17 protein-coding genes and 1 tRNA gene are annotated in these 23,978 nt (G+C 65.9%); 10 read left to right on the top strand and 8 right to left on the bottom strand.

Translation table 11 applies throughout. From position 1 onward, the window contains the following. Window positions 1-624 precede the first annotated feature (624 nt). Window positions 625-891: a hypothetical protein gene (locus E4V01_RS21205; protein WP_135299718.1), complete on the top strand. Its 267-nt coding sequence runs from the start codon at window positions 625-627 to the stop codon at window positions 889-891. Between the two features lie 220 nt (window positions 892-1,111). Here the strand turns inward: E4V01_RS21205 and E4V01_RS21200 are convergent, their stop codons facing one another. From E4V01_RS21200 to E4V01_RS21190, 3 genes are read right to left on the bottom strand one after another with little or no spacing between them, the layout of a single operon-like run. Then, a complete protein-coding gene (locus tag E4V01_RS21200) occupies window positions 1,112-2,158 on the bottom strand; it encodes a response regulator (protein WP_060772080.1) in 1,047 nt (348 codons plus the stop codon). Next, complete coding sequence (locus tag E4V01_RS21195) at window positions 2,155-2,601, bottom strand: response regulator (protein WP_060772081.1); 447 nt, start codon at window positions 2,599-2,601, stop codon at window positions 2,155-2,157. The genes E4V01_RS21200 and E4V01_RS21195 overlap by 4 nt, the downstream gene beginning before the upstream one ends. A 2-nt stretch (window positions 2,602-2,603) precedes the next feature. Next, entirely contained in the window at window positions 2,604-4,502 is a 1,899-nt protein-coding gene (locus E4V01_RS21190) for an MHYT domain-containing protein (RefSeq protein ID WP_135299717.1), read from the bottom strand. 354 nt (window positions 4,503-4,856) lie between these two features. Between E4V01_RS21190 and E4V01_RS21185 the strand changes: the two genes are divergently transcribed. Continuing rightward, window positions 4,857-5,729, top strand: a complete 873-nt coding sequence (locus E4V01_RS21185) for a Crp/Fnr family transcriptional regulator (RefSeq protein ID WP_135299716.1) — start codon at window positions 4,857-4,859, stop codon at window positions 5,727-5,729. A 36-nt stretch (window positions 5,730-5,765) separates the two neighbouring features. On the opposite strand, the gene E4V01_RS21180 is transcribed toward E4V01_RS21185, so the two are convergent. Both E4V01_RS21180 and E4V01_RS25790 read right to left on the bottom strand, forming a co-directional pair. Then, window positions 5,766-7,688 (bottom strand): LuxR C-terminal-related transcriptional regulator, encoded by a 1,923-nt coding sequence (locus tag E4V01_RS21180; RefSeq protein WP_135299715.1) that lies wholly within the window; start codon window positions 7,686-7,688, stop codon window positions 5,766-5,768. A gap of 1,145 nt (window positions 7,689-8,833) precedes the next feature. Continuing rightward, entirely contained in the window at window positions 8,834-9,169 is a 336-nt protein-coding gene (locus E4V01_RS25790) for a hypothetical protein (protein ID WP_193763260.1), read from the bottom strand. A 102-nt stretch (window positions 9,170-9,271) separates the two neighbouring features. Here E4V01_RS25790 and E4V01_RS21170 point away from each other — a divergent pair, with 102 nt between their 5' ends. After that, window positions 9,272-9,865, top strand: a complete 594-nt coding sequence (locus E4V01_RS21170; RefSeq protein ID WP_083530953.1) for a PAS domain-containing protein — start codon at window positions 9,272-9,274, stop codon at window positions 9,863-9,865. A 192-nt stretch (window positions 9,866-10,057) separates the two neighbouring features. Here the strand turns inward: E4V01_RS21170 and E4V01_RS21165 are convergent, their stop codons facing one another. From E4V01_RS21165 to E4V01_RS21155, 3 genes are all read right to left on the bottom strand, one after another. Then, window positions 10,058-11,161: a TAXI family TRAP transporter solute-binding subunit gene (locus tag E4V01_RS21165; RefSeq protein ID WP_135299714.1), complete on the bottom strand. Its 1,104-nt coding sequence runs from the start codon at window positions 11,159-11,161 to the stop codon at window positions 10,058-10,060. Window positions 11,162-11,206: 45 nt separating this feature from the next. Next, complete coding sequence (locus E4V01_RS21160) at window positions 11,207-11,971, bottom strand: hypothetical protein (protein WP_245517631.1); 765 nt, start codon at window positions 11,969-11,971, stop codon at window positions 11,207-11,209. A 1,091-nt stretch (window positions 11,972-13,062) separates the two neighbouring features. Next, a tRNA-Thr gene (locus E4V01_RS21155) sits at window positions 13,063-13,137 on the bottom strand. A gap of 284 nt (window positions 13,138-13,421) precedes the next feature. Between E4V01_RS21155 and rpsT the strand changes: the two genes are divergently transcribed. The 7 genes from rpsT to E4V01_RS21120 all read left to right on the top strand — a co-directional run bounded on the left by rpsT (window position 13,422) and on the right by E4V01_RS21120 (window position 23,864). Further along, on the top strand, window positions 13,422-13,688 hold the full coding sequence (gene rpsT, locus E4V01_RS21150) for a 30S ribosomal protein S20 (protein WP_056197115.1): 267 nt from the start codon (window positions 13,422-13,424) through the stop codon (window positions 13,686-13,688). Window positions 13,689-14,492: 804 nt separating this feature from the next. Then, window positions 14,493-15,998: a chromosomal replication initiator protein DnaA gene (gene dnaA / locus E4V01_RS21145; protein WP_060768092.1), complete on the top strand. Its 1,506-nt coding sequence runs from the start codon at window positions 14,493-14,495 to the stop codon at window positions 15,996-15,998. A gap of 322 nt (window positions 15,999-16,320) precedes the next feature. Then, window positions 16,321-17,442 (top strand): DNA polymerase III subunit beta, encoded by a 1,122-nt coding sequence (gene dnaN, locus E4V01_RS21140; RefSeq protein WP_135299712.1) that lies wholly within the window; start codon window positions 16,321-16,323, stop codon window positions 17,440-17,442. Window positions 17,443-17,482: 40 nt separating this feature from the next. Beyond that, a complete protein-coding gene (gene recF, locus E4V01_RS21135) occupies window positions 17,483-18,637 on the top strand; it encodes a DNA replication/repair protein RecF (RefSeq protein ID WP_135299711.1) in 1,155 nt (384 codons plus the stop codon). Window positions 18,638-18,820: 183 nt separating this feature from the next. Then, the gene (recQ, locus tag E4V01_RS21130; protein ID WP_135299710.1) at window positions 18,821-20,668 is read left to right on the top strand and encodes a DNA helicase RecQ; all 1,848 of its coding nucleotides are present in this window, start codon (window positions 18,821-18,823) and stop codon (window positions 20,666-20,668) included. Window positions 20,669-20,865: 197 nt separating this feature from the next. Further along, complete coding sequence (locus tag E4V01_RS21125; RefSeq protein WP_135299709.1) at window positions 20,866-21,552, top strand: trna delta -isopentenylpyrophosphate transferase; 687 nt, start codon at window positions 20,866-20,868, stop codon at window positions 21,550-21,552. Window positions 21,553-21,662: 110 nt separating this feature from the next. Continuing rightward, window positions 21,663-23,864 (top strand): ATP-dependent RecD-like DNA helicase, encoded by a 2,202-nt coding sequence (locus E4V01_RS21120; protein WP_135299708.1) that lies wholly within the window; start codon window positions 21,663-21,665, stop codon window positions 23,862-23,864. Window positions 23,865-23,978 lie beyond the last annotated feature (114 nt).

The raw sequence follows: 23,978 nt of genomic DNA, 5'->3' as shown, positions 1-23,978 counted from the left end.
GCTAAAGAAGTCGAAGGGCGTTCCAGATCCGACGGCGTTCGAGGTCGACCCCGTCTGAAAACCAGCCTCACGTTCTCATTTTTCCAGTCGCACCGAACGAGCGGCGGCGAACAAGGAAGGCTTTGTGCCGTTTCGCGACTGCGTCTTGAAGGGGATCGTGCGTCGTAATGGCTCGGCCACTTCGGGTCATCGTGATTTCCGTGGCCGCGACGTCCCTGCGCTACGATCCGGCATCAGGCCAGCGCCCGACGGATGTGCTGGAGGCGGCCGAACCGACGCCGGGGAGGCCGGGCCTGAACAGCTACGCCGTGCTGCCGTCGTTCCCCGCCACCGACGACATGACCCATTGCGGCCTGCTGACATCGGTCCCGGGGAAGCCGGCCGACGACGCCAACAACGCGATGTCGGCTCTCCGGCACCTGTTGCGCGGGCCTGGGTCTCCCCTCGATGCCGAGCGGGTGAAGAGCAGGCGGGCGGCAACCGCCATTCCGGGTCGCCGCTGCGACGCATCGCCCAGGTTGCGTTTCACGATGATCCAACGCGGCTGCGGCTGGTTAATCTCGATCCATCCGGCAACCGTGGCGCTCCCACGGCCTGTGCCACCCCAGCGAATGAGCCCGAACCATGAGCGTCTTGGACGTGCTCCCGCTCCTGGCCTTCCTGGCACCGATGCCGCCGATCCGGCCGGAGCCGCCATCGCCTCCGCGGATGCCGGATTGGTTTCCTGCGTTCATCATGGGAATGACCGTGTTCATCATGGTCGCACCGATGGTCGCCATCTGGGGCTTCCATCGCTCCGAGCGATCGTTCCGCTCGACCTGCAAGGCGGCGGGCGGGCAGGTCGTACACGCCTCGCCCGCCGACGATGCGGTCCGCTGCCGCCGATTCTGAACGGCCGAGTTTCCCCGAAGCCGAACTCTTCTTTTCAGATGGCGATAACTCCAAAAATAGCCCGCGCCGGCCGAGCCGGGCGGGTCGAAGTCTCGGAGAAAGGGGCAGGAGAACTGTTGCGCGGGTGACCGGCTTCGCCTGACGCGGTTCACCCATTCAGTCGAGAAAATGCCCTGCAAAGGTGCGCTTCGGATGCCGCTTCCGGAGGGATGACCCGGCGTCAGGCTTGAAACGACAGGACGGCGCGGGTTCCGCTCGGGCCGGGAACGTAGGTCAGTACAGAGCGCAGGTTGGAGGCCATGGCCCGGATGATGCGCGAACCGAGGCCGGTGCCCTTCGCGTCCCCCTCCCCTGTCCAGCCGATCCCATCATCCTCGACGGTGAGCGAGAGCGTGTCGGGACTCTCGCGCATCACCTGGACGCGGATTTCGCCCTGTGTCTCGGCGGGATAGGCATACTTATAGGCGTTGGTGACGAGTTCGGTGACGACGACGCCGAGCGAGACCGCTTTGTCGGTGGCCAGCCGGACCGGCTCCGCGTGCAGGCGGATGGCATGGTCGCGCCCCGACGCCTTCATCGCGAGTTGCAACTCCTCGACGAGCCCGGTCAAGTAGGCATCGATTTCCACGGCCTCGACGTCCTCCGACGTGTAGAGCCGGCGGTGGATGCCGGCGATGGCCGAGATGCGGGCCTGCATCTCTTCCAACGCCTCCTTGGCCGCCGGGTCCGCCACCGCGTTGGTCTGCATCCGAGCGAGCGCCGCGACGAGGGTCAGGGAGTTGGCAACCCGGTGGTTCACCTCGCGCAGCAGCAACTCGGCCCGGTCGCGTGCCTCGCGGACGGCGGCTTCCGCCCGCTCCTTGTCGCGCCGCAGAGCCTCCTGACGCAGAGCGGTATCGACCGCCTCGCCGAGCAATTCCCGGAACTGGCCCTGCACGTCCTTCCAGACGTAATCGACCGCGCCCGCTTTGAGGGCCGCCACCGCAACCCGGCTGTCCTCGGAGCCGGTCACGTAGATGACCGGCGGCGCGTCCGGCAGGGCTCGGAGCAGCGGCAGCAATTCGAGCCCGGTCCGGTCCGGCATGTGATGATCGAGGGCGATGAGGTCGATCTCGCCGGCCTGCGCCCGCGCCAGCCCGTCCGTGCCGCTCACTGCCAGCTCGACATGGTGCCCCCGGGCCTGGAGCGAGCGCTGCACGAGGCGTCCGAGGCCGGGATCGTCGTCGATATAGAGGATGCGGCAGGAAGCGGCGGGCGTGTCGCTCATGAGTTCTCGGGAACCTGAATGACCGAGAAGAACAGCCCGAGCTGACGGATGGCGTTGGAGAAGCCCTCGTAGTTCACGGGTTTGGTGATGTAGACGTTCGCCCCGAGATCGTAGCAGCGCTGGATCTCACGGCTGTCGTCGGTGGTCGTGAGGACGACGACCGGTGAGCGCTTGGTGTGCGGATTGGCCTTGATCCGCTCCAGGATGTCGATGCCGGTCATGTCCGGCAGGTTGAGATCGAGCAGGATCAGGAGGTGGCGCCGCGCGCTCACGTCGCCGGTGCCGTCGGGCCCGAACAGGAATTCGAGTGCCGAGGTCCCGTCGCGAAACGGCAGAATCTCGTTGTTGACCCCCGCACGCCGGATGTTGCGCTCGATCAGCCGGGCGTGGCCCTCATCGTCCTCGATCATCACGATGCTGACGGTATGAAAAGGGGTCTGCATCGCTACTCCGCGGCTAGGGTCATCGTATCGGGAGGACTGGATGTCGCGGCCCCGCCTCGGCCTGTAACCGGCTCGCGCGGCAGCGTCACGATAAAGGTTGTGCCGACACCGGGCTGCGATGAAACCTCGATCCGGCCGCCGAGCGCGCGCACCAAGGCTTTCACGCTGGCGAGCCCGATCCCCTCACCCGGCTGATCCTGCGTGCCGGATCGCCGGAACAGCTCGAAGATGCGGCCATGATCCTGCGGCGCGATACCTCGCCCGGTGTCGGAGACCTCAAAACGGATCCGGTTGCCGGGCGCAGGCCGGGCCGTGACCTCGATCGTTCCGGGGCGGGCCGGATCGAGATATTTGAGCGCGTTGTCGATCAGGTTGCCGAAGACCTGTTCCACGGCGAGCCGGTCGGCGACGATCGAGGGAAGATCGTCTGCCACCGTCACCGTCACGCCCTTGCGCCCGGCCTGATGACGCTGCGCGTCGGCGATCCCGCGGATCACGGATGTCATCGCGAGCGGCTCCGGACTGAACCGGCGGCGGCCCTCTCGTGAGAGCTTCAGGATGGCGGCGATCAACCGCTCCATCTTGACGATCGCCGCCTGGATGAAGCTCAGCGCCTCGGTGATGTCCTCATCGATTCGCGCGCCCTGGGGATGGTCGCGCAGTACCGTGCGCAATTCCTGGCGCACCGCCTCCAACTCGCTCGTGAACCCCATGACGTTGACGAGCGGCGCGCGCAGGTCGTGGCTGACGATGTAGGCGTAGCGCTGGATCTCCTCGTTCGACTCCCGCAATTCGGCCTCGGCCTCGCGCTGCTCGGTGATGTCGGTATGGACGCCGACCCATTCGCGGATGGCGCCGTGCGCGTCGAGCACGGGGATCGCGCGGATCGCAAAGTGTCGCCACAGGCCATCCCGGGCGCGCACCCGATGCTCGTGCAGGAAGGTGCTGCGGGCGGCGACGGTCGCGTTCCAAGCCTCGACGCTCGCTTGCCGGTCTTCCGGATGCACGGCGTCGGCCCAGCCGAAGCCCTCGTACTCGGCGCGGGTTTGCCCTGTCAGGGCCGCCCAGCCGGGCTGTTCGCCCGCCATCCGCCCCTCCGGGTCATTGGTCCACAGCACGCCGCGCACGGCTCGCACGGCGGCCCGGAAACGCTCTTCGCTCGCCCGCAACTCACCCTGAATCCGCTGCTGATCGAACGCGGAGGCGAGCATCGCGAGGAACAGGATCACGAACGTCACGCCGGCGACATAGAGGGCGAGATTCTGCTGATCCACGCTCGTCGCGGCGACGTGAGCGGAATGGGCGCCGGCCTCCTCCGCGGTGATGGTCGCGGCTGCCATGCCGGTGTAGTGCATCCCGGCCACCGCAACGCCCATGATCAGGGCGGCGGCGAAGCGCTGCCAGACGCTCGTGGGTCGAAAGGTCAACCACAGGGCGATGGTCGCCGCGGTGACGGCGATCCCAACCGAGAGCGCGACGACCGGCACGCTGTAGGCGAGATGGCCGGGAATCCGCATCGCGGCCATCCCGGTATAGTGCATCGCCGCCACGCCGATCCCCATCACGGGGCCGGCGACGAGGACGTCCAAGCGGCCGGCCCGCCGACGGCCGACCCAGGCCAGGGCCGCGCCGGTCACTCCGACGGCAATGAGCAGGGACAGAAGGGTGTGGCCGAGGTCGTAGGCTGCGGGCAGGCCCATCTCGAAGGCCAGCATCCCGACGAAATGCATCGACCAGATGCCGCCCCCCATCGCCAAGGCGGCGCCGAGAAGCCAAGCCCAGCCCAGTCCGGATGCGGCGGCACGCACGCGGCCGCCGAGATCGAGCGCCGCGTAGGAGGAGAGCACGGCGATGGCGAGGGACAGCGCCACGAGAGCCGGATTGTAGCCGGTGGAAACCATCGTCGTGCCGAATCTCAGGGGCTGTCGATACATTCTTGCGCCACGAGCGCCGTCGGGTCGGCTCAAAGAACCGCGACGACGCGAGCCGGGCGCGGCACGACTGCCCGAGACCTGCTTAAGTTACATTGCTGGCGCGTTTGACGCTATCGCGGCCCGCCACTGAGATCGTACCCCCCGTCGGTGCCATGAAATGTGATCGGAGCGTTTCGGATCGGAAAAGGCCTGCAACCCGCCCGATAAGGTAACTACCTTAGGTGTGAAACAGATGCGGCCCGGCGCGAGATGTCGCATAGGTGGCGGACCCGTATGGCTGAGTACCACGAACAGATGCGGCGGAAGCGATCGGATTGCCTCATGACCTCGCCGCTCGTGGCCGGATCCGGTCGAGCACCACTCGACGAGGTCGGGACCGTCGCGTCTCAAGCCTTCGAATCCGTCCTCTCGGCGACGCTCGAGAGCGCGCGGATGGAGCAGCCGTTGCGTGATCCCTTGGCGCGCAAGCTTGCGACCTACGCGGATCTTACCCCCGGTGATTTGCGGGAACTGGAAGAATGGGCCGCGAACGGCCGCCGCTATGCGGCGCAGACGCCGCTTCTGCACCAGTCCGACGTCCCGGAGAGCGCCATCCTGGTGCTCGACGGCTTCGCCTGCCGCTACAAGTTCCTTACAAACGGGCGCCGGCAGATCACGGCCTACCTTCTTCCGGGGGACCTGTTCGAGCTCGATCTCGATTTCCGCCTGCCGCTCGACTGCGCGATCGGAACGCTGACCGCTTGCCAGCTCGCTTTCATTCCGCGGGCCGACTACGAAAATCTCATCCGGCGGCGTCCGCGGATCGCCCGCGCCCTGCAGATGGTTCGGCTGACTGAAGCGGCGACCCTGCGCGAATGGATCACCAATCTCGGCTCCCGATCCGGCCCCGAACGGCTGGCGCACTTCCTGTGCGAGATGCTGCTGCGCCTGCGGACTGCCGGTCTCGCTCCCGCTAACCAGTACGGCTTTCCCATCACACAGGCCGATCTTGCCGACACGCTCGGCATGTCGTGCGTTCACATCAATCGCGTCCTGCAGAAGCTGCGTCGCGATGGCCTGATCGAGCTTTCCGGCCGCAGGCTCACGATCTTGAAGCCCGAGGGGCTCAGGCTGCTGGCCGAGTACGATGCGTCCTATCTGGCGCCTGCCGCCGTTCCGCTGCGGCCCTCGGCCATCGACAAACTCACCGCCTGACGACAAATCCCCCCTCAAGCCGCCGCCCCTCGTCCCTCAGGGAATGGCGGCTGGTTGCACCCCTGCTCTGGCCGCCGTCAGCACTGCTTCCGGCAGGGTGCGCGCCCCGAGCGCCTCCATGACACGGGCTCGGTGGATCTCGACGGTCCGTGGACTGAGGCCGAGTGCTACGCCGATCGACTTGTTCGTGCCGCCTGCCAGCAACCCCTCCAACACTTCCCGTTCCCGGGGTGAAAGGGCCGCGATGCGAAGCTTGGCGTCGTCATGTGCGTGGCTGCGCTCGGTGTCGGTACGCAGCTCGGCCAAAGCGGCCGAGACGGCGGTGAGCAGCGCCGCCGGCTCGCACGGCTTTTCGAGGTAATCGACGGCGCCGGCCTTCATCGCGCGCACACCGAGGCCGACATCGCCCTGGCTGCGCCCGATGACGAGCACGGGCAGGGCGAGCCGGCCGGCCTTGAGTGCTTTCGCCACCGTGAGGCTCTCCGGTCCGGCGGTTTCGATGTCGAGAATGACGCAACCCGGCTGCAGGGAGCTTGCGACCTCTGCCAGCGCTGCGGCCTTCGCGAAGACCTGCACCTCGTAGCCCGCGAGTTGCAGCAGCCCGAACAGCGCCCGTCGCGCGGGCGCATCCTCATCCACGAGGTAGATTCGTGCGCCAGTGCGTTCGGTCACATCTTCGGCGATGCCGCCGAGTTGGCGGACGCGGCCATCCTCGCCGGTGATCGGAAAGACCGTGTCGCGGATCCGCCTCACGGTGCCGTCCGACGGGCGCAGGATGCGGTACTTCAACACGACGACCTCACCATCCCCGGTCCGTTCGAGCGTGCGGTCTACGCGGTCACGGTCGTCCGGATGGATCGTTTCAAGCAAGCGGTCGAGCGAGGGTAGCCGCTCCGGCGTGACGCCCCAGACGTGTCGGAGGGCACGGCAGAGGTAAGTCAGTCGGCGGCTCTCCAAGTCGGCGAGCCACAAGACGTTGGTCGAATGTTCGGCAAATCGCCGGAAGCGCTCTTCGCTTACGCGACGGGCCTCCTCCTCCTCGACAAGGAGGAGTATGGCCGAATCCTTTCCGTTCCGGGTGCGTGCGTTATCGGTTGTCCCCTGCAGAGGCACCCCGCTGATCCGAGTCCAACGCCCGGTTCCGTCATCCCCGCGGTAATGGAAGCGCGTGCCCGGGACACGATCGCCACGCAAGGCCCGTGCAAACGGATGGTCGTGCGGATCGAGGACGGTGCCGTTCGCCGCATAGCCGGTCCAATGCGGATCGGCGTCGGGATCGGCACCGGGCACGCGGCCCTGTGTCAGAAGAGGCTGCAGGATGGCATTTGCGACGAGGGCCTGACCGTCCGACCCGAACAGCCCAGCGCCAACCGGCAGATGCTCGATCAGAGCCCTCAACGGCTCGTTCCGCTCCCAAGATGCGAACCCCGCCTCCTCAGGCTGCGGGCGGATGGCGGCAGGGGGCTGCCGCTGCGCGGCGAGGAGAAGTTCGATGAGTTCGGAGAATTGCTGGAACAAGCCCATGATCTCCGGGCGATCCAGATCGGCGGGTTCCTTTCCCATGGCGCACAGGGTTCCGAAGCTCTCTCCATCCGGCATCGTGATCGGAAAGGAAATGTAGCTGCGAAAGCCGAGATGCCCTGAACTCGACAGTCCGTGCATCGCCGTCTCCGTTCCGGCATCGTCGATGACGACCGGCCGTCGATGCCGCCATACCTCGCGGCAGGGCATCGAGTCCGCGCGAAGCATGGCGTCCGCCCGCAGGCCGAAACCGGCGTCATCCCTCACCCAGCAAGCCAGCCACGTCTCGTCCGTCACCTGCGCCACAGCCGCAAAGCCCAGGCCCGTGGAGCGACAGATGATCTCGAGCATGGTCGGGATCGCTGCAATCTGCTTCGCCGCAGAGACATCGGCCGATCGGCCCGGGTTTACGTCTAGACCCGTCACGAAGGCGTTCATTGTGTGAACTCCTGCCCCGATCCCATCACGGCATGCGATATCGAACGAGACATGCGTAAACTTGGGCGGCTGAAGGATGCCTCGGCCTCGATCCAACGAGGCCCGTCTGGAAGTGCGTCGCTAACCTCACCGCATTGCTGATAAACGGCTGGAACGTATCTGTTGATAGCAATTAATCATGTCTAACTTGCCGATATCATGAAATAAAATTTCAAACTCAAGTACATTAGAATAAATCAATGGCATGAATCAGCCTTTGTTAGATTTAGAATATTTCCAAAATGCAGGCGTTTTCATTCATGGGAATGGCCGTCGCAATCCAATTGCCAGCGTATCTGGACAAAAACGCATCACACGGCAAATCGTGCCAACGGATCGCCCCGACGAAGCGGGCATAAGTCGAACCGGGTCGATCGAAGGGTGTAGCGTGCCTCATAAAACGTCCGGTCGCTGAGCGTTCTCGCTCTGGCGATGACAGCGCGGCGGGAGTTTTTTGAGAGACACTCAAGCCGTCCGAGCGGAGAGCCGGGATGCAGCCGGGTCGGATGACGAGCGCGTGGCTGCTGATGTTGAAATAGCACTGGATCGAGGCTCGGCCCGCACGGAATGAGAGCTTGGCCTCGGCGCGGGGGGAGGCGGAGATTTCCGAGCGGAACTGCTATCGCTGTGACCGATGAATTCCACAACGGGCGTGCGTGAGCACCTCGGCCGAACGGGTCGCAAGAAGTTCGAAAGCCAGACGAATCACCAGAAGGCCGTGTTCCACTTGACCACGGTGCCGGATCCCGAGATTCCTGCCTACGGTCGGCTTGAACCCGGCCACGTAGCGTAGCCTTACAAGGTCACGCCGACCGGTCCCGGCGTGGAACGCCTGCATCGTCTCATATACGTCCAGCGTCGTAAACGTCATCGATTGGAGGATGTTGCGCCCGGTTAGGTCGTTCGAACCCGGGCTGGCCATGTGCGCCGTCGTCTCGTTCATCATGCTGACACGGTTCGAGACAATCGCGAATCCCTACCCAGATATTTGGCCCGGAACCCCGCGCAGAGCTTGGTGAGGTGGTCGGTCCGAACGAAGCGAGAGGCATAAAGTCGCCTCGATAAGCCCGCACGCGCAGATATCTTGAGGGTGAGAAGCAGTCGTATCAATCGGTAAAAATCACCAAGAGGCGCTGGCCGATGAGAGCGGCGCGTGCATCACGCAAGGGACTTCTTCCATTGCGTCGCAGAAATACCGAAACTCTTTCCTCCATCGTATGTTGATCCCCATCTTCTCCGATCCGGCGAACGACCAGTTTGCCCTTCATATCGAGTATCAACAACCAGAGATTGCCGTCCGCATCTGCAGTGAGGTGCCGAAACTCTTTCAAAACCTCGAACGCGGTTTCTGGAACGCCAAGCGCATCTACGAGTTTTTGCAGGCGCATCGAATCTGTCATGGAAGTCAGCTGATTATAGCGCGAGGGAGAACCTTTGCTCATGCCCTTAGAATTTCCCTCGCCCCCAGAGCGTACGGTACGGAATTTGACGGATGTTTTTCCTTTAGCCGTCGACATAATTTAGCATCGCTTGGGTGTCAGAGTATGCCGTATGATACAAAGCGATACTGGCTCGGGTTTCTGCCGGATGCCTTGATTGCGTCTCAAGTCGGTATCTGGGAAACGGATTTTGCAAACGATCGCACCGTTGCTGATTCCATTACCGCTGCGTTGTTCGGTCTCGATCCGGTGCAAGCCGCAATAGGATTGCCTCTGGCAGCTTACACGAAAGCAATTCTTCCTGCCGATCAGAACGAGTTTTTCGCCAACATCGATCGTGTTTGCGAGCATGGCGGACTGTTCGTTGTCGAGTATCGCGTGCGCTCAGCCGATCGTGGCGTTCGCTGGGTTTTGGCGCGGGGGCACTACAAGCGCAATCCCCGAACCGGAAAAGTTCTCGGGCGCGGCATCGTCGTTGATATCACTGAAGGTAAACTGAACGGGCAGGTGGAGGACCGCGCGCTTTTCGTCTCACCTAACAAGAACGAAGCGCCGCTCGATCAGATTGCGACCTATGCTCTCAAAGCGCGCCGTGCTGTTGATGACGTTGCAGGGCACGAGAAGACAGCTCTGCGCTCCGCCATCGATGGTCTACTTTGGGCCGTCGGGCGTGCACTGGCCAAACGAAGCCGTTGCTAAACTTTTCTGAGTTCTGGCTGTCGTCTTCTGACCAAAGTGATGGACCGCCTCTGCGTTGAGCCGCCTCCTGAAAACAGGAGGGTCGAGGGCTAGCGATTCAACGCGAGACCATTTGCTCGCCTCCTCAAATCGGGGATAAAATACAGCAATATGTATGTGCCGGAATGCTGAGTTTTGAAGTCGTCGAGGTGGTTACCGTGCTTGCCGCCACTTCAGATAGGCTTGATAGATCTCCTCCTTTCCCGCCGGTCGCTCGGGCTGTGACTGGAAGAACCGGTCAAGGTCCGGCTGGGCAACGGCCTCCTGCTCCTTGTGGCGGTCGAGCCATTCCTGCGCCGGCCGGAAGCGCGTCCACCCCTTGACCGAGGCCGCGAAGTTGACCTCCCGCCATTTCGGATGCCGCTGCGGAGCCAAAAATTTGTCGAACTGGCCGAAGAAGGCCTCGACGAAGCGGACGAGCTTCTCATAGCGCGCTGATCCCTTCGGGCTGTTGTAGACCCCGAGGACGGTGCCAACCGCGACGGTCTCCACCGCCTCTCCGCCGACAAACTTCGGATAATCAGTCCGTGTCAGGATCGCGGGGACATAGGCTTCGTTCATCGTGTCCGGGTAGGGCGCCGCCACGAAGTGGAAGCGTTCGCCCGGATCGAAACTCGCAATGAATGCCACCGGCTTAGCCGCCACCGACACGACAGCCTCGATCTCTCCGTTGCGCAGCATCTCGAGGGCGGTGGGCTGATCGACGTTGATCCCCTCCACAACGACACCGAGTTCGCGGAACATGGCCCGGCCGCTGTAGTCGGTTCCGCTGCCCTTGACGTCGAAGCTGACCCGCTTGCCGGCGAGGTCGCTCATTGTCCGAACCGAATTAGGGGCGATGACATGCAACTCGTCGTCGAACAGCTTGGAAATGTATTGTATTTGCCGCTCAATGTTTTTTAGGCGATTGTCCTGCCGCAGCTGTTGCAGCGTATCGGTGCGAACGAAACCCAGATCAACGCCCTTCAGAAACCGGATGTCATAGGCGTTCTCGCCTGCTCCCTTACCAAGCATCGGCAGGATCCGCAGCTTATCGCCGTCATCCAGCACGAAGGCGAGCTCGGCGCCGACGCGGAAGTAGGTTCCACCGGGCGTGCCGGTCACCACCGTGACGGTGTTGGCGTTCATGCGCTCGCCAAGGGCCGCTTCCGTTGCGGGGGCGGCCTCGACCGGTGCGGTGCCTGGGGCTCCCGCGACAGGGACGTTCGCCATCAAGGCGATGCCGAGAAAGGCGACGTACAGGGCGAGCCTCGACATGTGCGTGTCCTTCGGTGATCGTCGGACTTTCTTCAAGGGGTGTTGTCAGCGGCCTGTCGCGGCAAGCAGCCGCTCATCCGTCTGGTTTTGAGCTGCGGCCTTTGCGTACAGGCTTCTGGCGAGATCCGGATCGGCCCGAAGGCCGCGCACGTTCCAGCGCCGCAGCATTTCCACATCCCAGGTCTGTGCCAGCAGGAAGGTCGCATTCGATGCGTTGCGCGCCTGTGCGCGCTCCAACAGAAGTCGGGCACCGCTGATATCGCCGAGCCGTATCAGGCCTCTGGCTCGCTCTACCAGCCGGTCCATCTGGAGCGTCGAAGGTGCTGTCTCTACGGGACGTTTGAGCCGCGCAGCCTCGCCCTCGGCGGCCGGCGTTCTCTCAGAGACGGCGGGCGATGCCGGACGGTCGATTCCCGCTGTGTCCGTGAGAGGTGCGCGACGGGGCGACGGCACCACGACGCCCTCGGCCGTGGCCGATGCATCGGGAGCTGCAGCGCTGGCGATGACCTGAGGGAGCGACAGCGTTCCGCGGATTGCAGCTGCAGACTTCTCCGGGTTGCGCGGTTCGTTGCCGGCGGCAATGGCACGATCAGGACCGTCGCGGCGGAAACTGACGTTGAGAAGGCTCGTCGCGACATCGACCTGCCCACCGGTCTCCGCAGTCCAGATCGCCGCGACGGCGAGCGAGAAGCGGCTCTCGCGTTCGTCGGTCTGCGTGATTTTGATGTTCGGCAGATCCCACGCTCTGATGTCTACGTCCCTCTTTTCGTCTGATGGCGAGAAAGTGTTGGTCGAGTCGCTGATCGTCACACCTTGCGGCAGGCCTAGCAGGAGGATGGATTCGATAGAGACACCGCCTGTGCGGACAAGCTTTATTTCCAGCGGGAGAGGGGTGCCGAGCTTTCCGGAGACATCGTGTGTAGCAAAGAAGAGGTCAGACGTCTTGCTCTGCCCGGGATCTGCATCACTTCTGCTGCCGGGCGCTGCGACATCGGTAGGAGGCTGACTGTCCGCAACTTGCCCAAATGCCGGAAGCTTAGAACAGACTATCGAAACGAGTGCTGCCATAGCTAGTATGTAACTGGACATATTTGTGCGATTTGTTTCCATCGGATGCAGTCCTTGTCAGGCGCGTTTCCGCTAGAATGGTGTATCGGATATAGTGCTTCATCGATTGCGTCAATTAATTTTGGTTGGTATTTGCCTGTACCGCGTAGTCAATTTTGACGAACACGGCCGTATTTCGAGCGAAGCCAGCGCAAGCTTTCGTGATGACGCCGGAATCTAGTCCTGTTCATGGTCGCTGGCGGTTGCCCCACTGCCCGTTCGCACCTTTGCGCCCTTCGGGGGTAATCAAGTAGGCTTCCACGATGAACTTGCCCGGCCCGGCTTGGCCGCGCGGGCTTTTTCGTTTCAGGTTGAGTGCGCTGCCGCGACCATCCGCTTCAGCGCGTCGGCCATGCGGTCGTTCCGCTCCGCTTCGTCCGCCGTCATTTCCGCAGCAAGGGCCATCTGGATTGCCCGCACCTTCATCGGCGCTAGGCTGGGACATCTGCGCGAAGACTTTCAAGCCACGCAGCACGACGTCGGTCGCTCGTAGCCGCCCCGCCCGATCATCGCGACCCACCGGTCCTCATCACCTGTTCCGGCGGCTGCAGCCTCGCGTCCGACCGCCTCGTGGATCTCCCGCACGGTCGCCTCATCCAAGCCGAGCCCGCGGGCGAAGCCGAGCCGGCCGCCGCGTTCACCGGCTCATCGGTGACGGCCTTGGTCTTGAAAGTTCGCCGACGGTGGCGAATTCGGGTATGTCGTGAGCCCGGGCACAAGCACAGAGCTGGGCGCTCAGGTTCCAGCGAACCTCAGAACGCTCCACAAAACGACAGCCATGACATTGAGAAGAATGGTGCTGCGAGAGAGGATTGAACTCTCGACCTCCTCATTACCAATGAGGTGCTCTACCACTGAGCTACCGCAGCGCGGTGCCGGGGGGGGCGGTGCCGCCGCCGGACTGGAGGGGCATTAGCCGATCGAATTTCGCTTGGCAACGCTCTTCCGTCGCACAAAATGCATGAGCTGCGAGATCGAGCGATGGCGTGACGATTTGTTGACGGACCATGGGGGTGTCGCTATAGAGCAGCCACCACGTCCGGCCGCAGCATTGCGCCCGGTCTTTTCGCCTTTGCTTATCATCAGGCTGCGCTGACCGACACCGGATGCTCCGGGCCGAGTTCTTGCCGCCAAGACCAGACGAGGATGCCCCATGGCCAACACCGTGTCGGCCAAGAAGATGACCCGCAAGATCGCCAAGCGTACGGCGATCAACCGCTCGCGCCGTTCGCGGATGCGTACCTTCGTCCGCAAGGTCGAGGAGGCGATTGCGACCGGCGATCAGGGCCAAGCCCTCACCGCCCTCCGCGCCGCCGAGCCGGAGATCATGCGCGCTGCCCAGAACGGCATCGTTCATAAGAACAACGCTTCGCGGAAGGTGTCCCGCTTGGCCGCCCGTGTGAAGGCCATCGCGGCCTGATCGGGCTGCGACGGCTCCCGGCCTTCCGACTGGTAGGCTTCAGGGATCCCCGCTCGATATGATGATGCATTCAGCCCGGCCGCATAGGCCGGGCTTTTTTCATGCCTGTACGCCCCGTGAGTCGTGACGCAGGCCATGGCCCGTCACGTGGGATGCGGATTGCCCTTCATTGGGGTGCTGCCGCTGGGAGTGCTCAGAAAACCTCCGATGACCCATCGTCTCCTCTCGGAGCCTGGCGACGCAGCCTGCGCTCGGTGAGGGACACGAAGCCGGGCGGCCTCGCCGAGCTCCAGGTCAGATTCCAAGCCGAGGCTCGATCGGTCGCGGTTGTGCACCGACCCCTACCGCTTCTCCACAGTTCGCGCCGAGTTATCCCGAATCGACGCTTGCACCCGCTTGTTCGGAGCGCTGTGCAGGTTTCGTTAACCATGCGCGAAGTGCTTTCCGTTGCATGGTGCCATGCCGGCCGTGTAGCTTAACAAAACGTTGCCGGGCGATCGGCTCGACAAGATCAGCACCGGCACCCCCAGAGTCGTCCCCAAGTTGCGGGCATGCCTTCGACTCTTCGGTCCCGGCTTGACGACTCGGTGGGCGCGAAGATGTTTTCCCCGATCGTCCCGCTGTTAGGAGAACGATAGAGGATTGTTGATACACAGCCATCTTTAGCGATGGGCCGCGACGCCGCTCTTGACAGCGCCGCGGCCACTCTTGGCACCGCTCGAATCGGGCGGCGCCTCCTCTGGTGTGGCGTATGCGTACGCGTCCCCTCCGGTCCGCCGGCTGAGGATGCGAGGAGACACGGTGATGCACCTCGACGGCAGCATGTCGGACGGCGATGGCGGAAACGGAAGGGGAAGCGTCGATCTTCCCGCCGCCTGGACGCGGGTGAAGCGGCGGCTGCGGGCGGAGCTTGGCGAGGATGTCTTCGCAAGCTGGTTCGCCCGCCTCGAACTGGAGAATGTGGAGGGGGGAGTTGCCCGCCTCACCGTTCCGACCCGGTTTCTCAAGAGCTGGATCGAATCGCATTACATCGACCGGGTGCTGACCACGTTCCGCGCTGAGGCCGACGGCGTGAGCCGCATCGAGGTCGGCGTGCGCGGCCCCTCCGCCCCGGCCCGGCCGAGTGCCGGCGTATCGGCGAAGCCGAACGCGACGAGCGGGCCGCTGAACCGTCTCCATGCGATCGCGACGCCGGCGGCCCTCCAAGGGCCCGGCCCGATGATCGAGACCGAGATCGCCTCGCCCCGCGGCGATTCGGCCTCGGTCGATCTCAACGGCGCGCCGCTCGATGCGCGGCTCTCCTTTGCGAACTTCGTGGTCGGCCGCTCCAATGCGCTGGCCCATGCCGCTGCCGAACGGATCGCCCGCAGCGACAGCGACGGCGCGCTCTACAACCCGCTCTACGTCCATGCCGGTGTGGGCCTCGGCAAGACGCACCTGCTTCACGCGGCCGGGCACGCCGCCCGCGAGGCGGGGCGCCGGGTGATCTATCTCACCGCCGACCGCTTCATGTACGGCTTCGTCAACGCCCTGAAGACGCAGAACGCGCTGGCCTTCAAGGAGCGTCTGCGGGCGATCGATCTGCTCATCCTCGACGACGTGCAGTTCATCCAGGGCAAGTCGATCCAGACCGAGTTCGGCCACACCCTCAACGCGCTGATCGATTCGGGGCGTCAGGTGGTGGTCGCCTCCGACCGGCCGCCGACGGAGCTGGAAGCGCTCGACGAGCGCGTGCGCTCGCGTCTCGCCGGTGGTCTCGTCGTCGAGATCGGCGGACTCGACGAGGGGCTTCGTGCCTCGATCCTCTCCGCCCGGCTCGACGCCGTGCGCCAGAGCCACCCGAACTTCGAGGTTTCGCCGGCCGTGTCGGCCTATGTCGCCCGGGCGATCACGGCCAACGGCCGCGACCTCGAAGGTGCGGTGAACCGGCTCCTGGCCCACGCGACCCTGACCGGCGCGCCGGTCACGGTCGAGACCGCCGAGACCGCGATCCGCGACCTCGTGAAGAACCGCGAGCCCAAGCGGGTGAAGATCGAGGACATCCAGAAGCTGGTGGCCTCGCGCTACAACGTCTCGCGTTCCGACATCTTGTCCGAGCGCCGCACCGCCGCCGTGGTGAAACCGCGCCAGATCGCGATGTATCTGTCGAAGGTGCTGACCCTGCGCTCCCTGCCGGAAATCGGCCGTCGCTTCGGCGGGCGCGACCACACCACCGTGCTGCACGCGGTGCGCAAGATCGAGAAGCTGATCGGTGAGGATGCGGTGCTCGGCGACGAGGTCGAGCTGCTGAAGCGCATGCTCCAAGACTGAGAGACGGCGCTGGCCGGGGCCGGGTTCGTCCCGGTCTCGCCTTGAGGGCGTGTCATCTCGGCTGCGGATCCTGTCCGCTCCGGGCCGCCCTCCCGAGCCGGGGGCCGTCGCGGGGCGGGACAGTGCGAATGCCGCCCTTGCCTTCGCGGGGGCGCTTCGCCAAGCTGCCGGCCCCGTTCCGCTTCGGAGTGCCTCGCGAAACGTCCGGTCGCCGACCCGTTCTCCGGTCGCGATGGCCGAACGGGCGTTGGGTGAGCGACATCCTTATCCGGCCTGATTGACGGCGGGCGGGCCGATTGTTCAAGAGACGACGGGTTTTCCGATGAGAGTCACAGTCGAGCGCGCGGCCCTCCTGAAATCGCTCGGCCACGTGCACCGGGTGGTGGAGCGGCGCAACACGATTCCGATCCTCTCCAACGTCCTGCTGCGCACCGGCGAGGACGGCCTTCAGCTCAAGGCGACCGACCTCGATATCGAGGTGACCGAGACCGTCGCTGCCGACGTGCTCGATGCCGGCGCCACCACGGTCCCGGCCCACGTCATCTACGACATCGTTCGCAAGCTGCCCGAGGGCGCGCAGGTCTCGCTGGAGACCTCCGGTGAGACGGGCCAGATGACGATCCGTTCCGGCCGCTCACGCTTTGCGCTGGGCGCTCTGCCGGAGGGCGATTTCCCCGATCTCGCCGCGGGCGAGCTGCCGCATTCGTTCGCCATTCCGGCGGCCGAGCTGAAGCAGCTCATCGAGAAGACGCAGTTCGCGATCTCCACCGAGGAGACGCGCTACTACCTCAACGGCATCTACTTCCACACCCTCGAGGTCGAGGGCGCCCTGAAGCTGCGGGCGGTGGCGACCGATGGGCACCGGCTCGCTCGCGTCGAGACCGAGGCTCCCGAGGGCAGCCGCGGGATGCCGGGCATCATCGTCCCGCGCAAAGCCGTCGCCGAGATCCAGAAGCTCGTCGACGATGGCGGCGACAGCGTGCAGGTCGAGCTGTCCCCGGCCAAGATCCGCCTGACTTTTGCTGGCGGCGTGATCCTGATCTCGAAGCTGATCGACGGCACCTTCCCCGACTATCAGCGGGTGATTCCCACCGGCAACGACAAGCGCCTGACGGTGGAGCGCGACGCCTTCGCCAAGGCGGTGGACCGCGTCTCGACCATCTCGTCCGAGCGTGGCCGCGCCGTGAAGCTTGCCGTGAGCGAGGGGCGCCTCGCTTTGTCCGTGACCAACCCGGATGCCGGCTCGGCGACCGAGGAACTCGATGTCGATTACGAGGCCTCCGCCCTCGATATCGGCTTCAATGCCCGCTACCTGCTCGACATCACCGCGCAGCTCCAGGGCGACACGGCCCTGTTCAAGCTTGCCGATCCGGGCTCGCCGACGCTGATCCAGGACCGCGACGGCGCCCCGGCGCTTTATGTGTTGATGCCGATGCGCGTGTGAGTCCGCTTCCGGCCGCGGCCGGATCGGATATATCGCTCACATGGACATGCTGCCGGGAGGCCCCCGCCTCACCCGCCTGATCGCCCGCGACTTCCGCAACCACGTCGATCTCGATCTTGCCACCACACACCGCTTCGTGGCGCTGGTCGGCGAGAACGGGGCGGGCAAGACGAACATCCTGGAGGCCGTCTCGCTGTTCTGCCCCGGTCGCGGCCTGCGCCGGGCCGATCTTGCGACCATGGCGCGGGTCGGTGGACCGGGCGGATTCGCCGTGTCGGCGACGCTCGAAGCGTCGGAGGCCGAGCACCGGCTCGGCTCGGGCTACGAGCCGCCGGGTTACGACGGGCGCGGCACGCGGGTCTGCCGGATCGACGGCGCGACTGCCCCCTCCCCCGTCGCCTTCTCGGAATTCCTGCGCATCGTCTGGCTGACGCCGGATTTCGACGGGCTGTTCCGCGGTGCGGCCGGCGACCGGCGCCGCTTCCTCGACCGGCTCGTACTCGCCGTCGATGCCGGCCACGGCGCCCGGGTATCGGCGATGGAGCGGGCCCTGCGCTCGCGCAACCGCCTGCTCGACGAGCGGCCGGACGACGGCCGCTGGCTCGATGCGGTCGAGCGCGAGGTGGCCGAACTCGGCGTTGCCGTGGCGCTCGCCCGGCGCGAGACGGTGGAGCGTCTCGACCGGTTGATCGCCGAGACGCGGGACGATGCGGCGCCCTTTCCGTGGGCCTCGCTCCGGCTGGAGGGCGACCTCGACGATCTCGTCGCGGTCTGGCCGGCTTTGGAGGCGGAGGATCGCTTTCGCCGGGCGCTGATGCAGGGCCGCCACCGCGACCGCGCGGCCGGCCGCACCCTGATCGGGCCGCAGACGACCGACCTCGTCGTGCGCCACGGCCCCAAGGACGTGCCCGCCGCCACCGCTTCGACCGGCGAGCAGAAGGCGCTGCTGATCGGCCTCGTGCTCGCCCATGCCCGCCTGGTGCGGGCGATGAGCGGGCTCGCGCCCCTCATCCTTCTCGACGAGGTCGCCGCGCATCTCGATCCGCGTCGCCGCGGCGGGCTGTTCGATGCCCTCGAAGCATTGGAGGGACAGGTCTGGATGACGGGCGCCGACCCGGCGCTCTTCGCCGAGCTGGAAGGCCGGGCCGACCTGATCGGCGTGACGGATGGCCGCCTCGTGCCGGCCGCGTCGTGAGGTTTGGTCATCACCGCGGTCTTGCTTGCGCGCCCCGGCGATGCCAGCTTCCCGGCACGTCGTTCCACGGCCTCCGCGGTCATGGCGGCCTCTCGCCCGGACCGCCGCAAGCGGTTGCCCCGCCGCTCGTCCGTAAGCCGGAGCGGGCGTTCGTTTCGCCCCTCGCCTATCGCAAGTGATCCGATGACAGCTCGCCTCGACGAGGCCCGTGCCGCGCTGAAAAAAACCTTCGGCTACGACGATTTTCGTCCCGGCCAGGACGAGGTGATCGGCGCCGTCCTCGACGGCACGGACGTGTTCGCGGTGATGCCGACGGGCTCGGGCAAGTCGATGACATACCAGTTGCCGGCCCTGGTCGATGCCGGGCTGACGGTCGTGGTCTCGCCGCTGATCGCGCTGATGCACGATCAGGTGCAGCAGATGCACGCCTTCGGCATCGAGGCCGCGACCCTCAACTCGACGATCGCGGAGACGGCGTCGCGGGAGACGTGGCGCAAGATCCGCTCCGGCGAACTGCGCCTGCTGTTCGTCTCGCCGGAGCGGCTGCTGATGGACGGTTGCATGGAGGCGCTGCGCGGGGCCGGCGTGCGGCGGCTCGCGGTGGACGAAGCCCACTGCGTCTCGCAATGGGGCCACGATTTCCGCCCTGAATACCGCGAGATCGCCCGCGCCCGCGAGGCGCTCGGCAACGTGCAGACCCTGGCGCTCACCGCCACCGCCGACGCCGCGACCCGCGCGGAGATCGCCGAGCGGCTGTTTCCGGCGGGACGCCCTCCGAAAACCTTCGTCCACTCCTTCGACCGGCCCAATATCCGGCTGACCTTCCAGCCCAAGGACAACCCCACCCGTCAGTTGGAGCGCTTCCTGCGCGACCGCCGCGCGGAGAGCGGCATCATCTACTGCTCCTCGCGCAAGCGGGTGGAACAGCTCGCCGACACTCTCAAGGGGGACGGCTTCAACGCCCTGCCCTACCATGCCGGGCTCGACCAGGGCACGCGGGCGAGGAACCAGGACACCTTCCTCCAGGAGGACGGCGTGGTGATGACTGCCACGATCGCCTTCGGCATGGGCATCAACAAGCCGGATGTGCGCTACGTCTGCCACGCCGACATGCCGACCAACATCGAGGGCTATTATCAGGAGATCGGCCGCGCCGGCCGCGACGGGCTGCCCTCCGACACCCTGACCCTCTACGGCCTCGACGACATGGCGCTGCGCCGCCGCCAGATCGATGAGAAGGAGATCTCGGAGGAGCGCCGCCGGGTCGAACGGCGCAAGCTTGAGGCGATGATCGCTCTGTGCGAGGGCGCCGCCTGCCGCCGCCAATCGCTGCTCGGCTATTTCGGTGAGGCGAGCGAGCGCTGCGGGCGCTGCGATCTCTGCCGCGGCGGCGTCTCCCTCATCGACGGGACTGTGGCGGCCCAGAAGCTGCTCTCCGCCATCGTCCGCACCGGGCAGCGCTTCGGCGCGGCCTATGTCTGCGACGTTGTGCATGGCAAGGAGAGCGAATCCATCCGTCGTAACGGTCACGCCGCGCTCAAAACCTTCGGCGTCGGCAACGACAAGCCGGTGGCGGCGTGGCGCGCCCTACTGCGCCAGCTCTTCGCGGCCGGAGCGGTCGCCGAGAACACCGACGGCTATGGCGGCCTCGTGATGACCGACAAGGGCGAGGCCATCCTGTTCGGCCGCGAGACGATCGAGGTCAGGCCCGATCCGGAGCCGAAGAAGGCCGAGCCGAGGAGCCGCCGCGCCGCGCCGCGCGACGACGAGGCGAATGCGCTGAGCGAGGCGGATGAAGCGCTGTTCCAGCACCTGCGGGGCCTTCGCGCCACCATCGCGCGGGTGGAGGGCATCGCCGCGTTCATGGTGTTCCCCGACCGCACCCTGATCGAGATGGCGCGCTCAAAACCCGTCGATCTCTGGGCGCTCCGAACCGTCCATGGCGTCGGCGAGCGCAAGCGCGAGGCTTATGGCGAGCGCTTCACCGACACGATCCGTGAATTCCTGGCCGACGCGAAGCGAGCCGGCTGACCGGCTGACCTCTCGGCGCGAATTAGCCGCAAACCTCACCCGAAATGCCGTCTCGCGACCTCCCGCCGCAGGTCGCGCGATTTGCGTCGCGCTGAGTTATCCACATATTATCCACAAGAACATATAGCGAACACGTGTCGTCGGAGAGGGTGGAGCGCCTACGCGCACTTCGTCTGTCCACAGCCTGAGAGCGCACCATGAGAACGGCCGACAAGCAGATCGCCGACATCCTCGTCCGCTTCGGCGAGCCCTTCGCGGGCAACGTCTGGCGCGTGCAGGGCACCGCCGTGATCTATCACAAGACCCTGGAGCGGATCGCCGCCCACACCAAGATCCGCTTCGATCCGCCGACCCTTCTGCGCAGCGAGCGCGACGAGGCGGTGATCCTCGTCACCGGCCGCATGCCCGGCGAGAAGGCCGGCGAGGAGCGGGTCGAGTGGTCGATCGGCGAGGCGCTGGTCAATGTGAACTATCGCGTCTCCGGTCGGCAGGCAGCCTATGTCTACGCCATGGCCGAGAAGCGGGCGAAGGACCGGGTGATCCTCAAGCTGATCGAACTGCACGGCCTCGTCTATTCCGAGGAGGAGGCGGACGAGTTCCGCCAGAACCAACCGATGGCGATCCGCGCGGTGGACGAGGATTTCGACGCGCTGCCGGCCTTCGACGAGGTGACCGAGCAGGAAGCCGACCTCAAGCGCCTGATCGACGAGGCGGAATCGATCAACGCGGTGACCGATCTGATGCTCGACGAGCGCACGCAGGGCATCCTCAACGCCATGCCGCACGGCACCCGCGAGGAGGTGCGCGACTACGCCAAGGCGCGGCTCAGGGCCCTCGGCTGGCCGCCGGCCAAGAAGGGCGGACGCGGCAGCCGCGCGGCGTGAAGGGATTTTACCGAAGGGCAAGCCCTTCGGCGGGGTGCCGGCGTATCCCAGGGCTCTGCCCTGGACCCGCGAAAGGAGGTGTCCTTTCGAAACCATGACGGATCGAGCGCATGAATACGCCCCTCCGCTCCTCAGCCATCGATGGCGCCGCTTCCCTCGACATGCTCGCCGGCTCGGTCGAGCGGGTGACGTTCCACAGCGCCGAGACGGGCTTCTGCGTGCTCAAGGTCCATGCCCGCGGCCGGCGCGACCTCGTGCCGGTGGTGGGCCATGCCCCCGCCATCGCCGCGGGCGAGTGGCTGATGGCTTCCGGGCGATGGGTCACGGATCGTGAACACGGCCTCCAGTTCCGCGCCGACACGCTCCAAGTGACGCCGCCGACGGGGATCGAGGGTATCGAGCGCTACCTCGCCTCCGGTCAGATGCGCGGCATCGGCCCGATGATGGCCAAGCGCATCGTCGCCCGCTTCGGCGAGGCGGTGTTCGAGATCATCGAGGCCGCGCCCGCGCGCCTCACCGAGGTCGAGGGCGTCGGCCGGAAGCGCGCCGCCCGCATCGTCAAGGGCTGGGCCGAGCAGAAGGCCGTGCGGGAGATCATGATCTTCCTGCACGCCCACGGCGTCGGTACCGCGCGAGCGACCCGGATCTTCCGCACCTATGGCGGAGATTCGCTGAAGGTCATGGCCGAGGATCCCTATCGGCTCGCCCGCGACATCCGTGGCATCGGCTTCCGCACGGCCGACGCCATTGCCCTGCGCCTCGGCCTCGCCCGGGACGCGCCGCAGCGGCTCGCCGCCGGTGTCTCCTACGCGCTCCAGACCGCGATGGATGAGGGCCATTGCGGGCTTCCCGTCGAGCGGCTGGTGCGCCGGGCCGCCGATCTTCTCGACGTCGCGCCCGACCTCGTCCGGCTCGCCGCGGCGCTCGCCCTGCGCGAGGGCCGCGAGGTTGTCGCGGATACGCTTCGCGGCGAGCCCTGCCTGTTCCTGAAGGGCCTGCACGGCGCCGAGCGCGCCATCGCGATGCGGCTGGCCGAGCGCGCCGCCGGACCGCCACCCTGGCTTGCGATCGACTTCGCTCTGGCCAAGCCCTGGGTCGAGGCGAAGACGGGAAAGACGCTGTCCGCCTCGCAGGCCGAGGCGGTCGGGCTGGTGCTCCATTCGAAGCTCTGCGTTCTCACCGGCGGCCCCGGCGTCGGCAAGACCAGCACCCTCGATGCGATCCTTCGCATCCTCACCGCCAAGGGCGTGCGGGTGCTGCTCGCCGCCCCCACCGGCCGGGCGGCCAAGCGCATGGCCGAGCAGACCGGGCTGGAAGCACGCACCATCCACCGTCTGCTGGAGATCGACCCGCGCAATGGCGGCTTTCAGCGCAACGAGGACAACCCGCTCGATTGCGATCTGCTTGTCATCGACGAGACCTCGATGGTCGACGTGCCGCTGATGCATGCGCTGCTGAAGGCCGTACCGGAGCGGGCGGGCCTGATCCTCGTCGGCGATGTCGATCAGCTTCCTTCCGTCGGGCCCGGACGGGTGCTCGCCGACGTGATTGCCTCCGGGACCGTGCCGGTGGCGCGCCTCACCGAGATCTTCCGTCAGGCGGCGCAGAGCCGGATCGTCGTCAACGCCCACAGCATCAACACCGGGCGGATGCCGACCGCACCCGCCAAGGGCGAGCCGAGCGACTTCTACCTCGTCGAGATCGAGGACGCGGACGAGGGCGTGGACACGCTGATCGAACTCGTGACCCGCCGCATCCCCCGCCGCTTCGGCCTCGATCCCACCCGGGACATCCAAGTGCTGACGCCGATGATCCGCGGCTCGCTCGGCAGTCGCAACCTCAACAACGCCCTTCAGCGCGTGTTGAATCCGTCGCCATCGGCGGAGGTTGAGCGCTTCGGCTGGCGCTTCGCCCCCGGCGACCGGGTGATGGAGACCCGCAACGACTACGACCGCGACGTGTTCAACGGCGACCTCGGCATGGTCAGCGCCATCGATGCGGATGACGAAGCGCTTGTGGTCGATTTCGACGGTCGCGCGGTGATCTACCCGTTCAACGAACTCGACACGCTGGTGCCGGCCTTTGCCACGACGATCCACAAGGCGCAGGGGTCGGAATATCCGGCCGTGGTGATTCCGGTGGTGACGCAGCACCGCACGATGCTGGCGCGCAACCTGCTCTATACCGGCGTCACCCGTGGGCGTCGCCTCGTCGTGCTGATCGGCCAGCGCCGAGCCCTCGCGATGGCGATCCGCGAAGGCGCCTCGCGGCGTCGCTGGACCAAACTCCGGGAGTGGCTGGACGCCGCCTGAGGCTGGGCCGTCGGCGTTTTGCCCTCGCCCCGGCCCTGCCGCATCGTGTAGGCAGCGGGCGAAGGGGCGCGTCGTCTGCACGCCCCGCCATCGGTCTGAGACAAACGGCGGTCC

The sequence above is a fragment of the Methylorubrum sp. Q1 genome (genome assembly GCF_004683995.1).
Lineage (GTDB): Bacteria > Pseudomonadota > Alphaproteobacteria > Rhizobiales > Beijerinckiaceae > Methylobacterium.
Note: the sequence above shows the minus strand (reverse complement) of the source record. Positions and strands in the feature narration are given on the sequence as shown.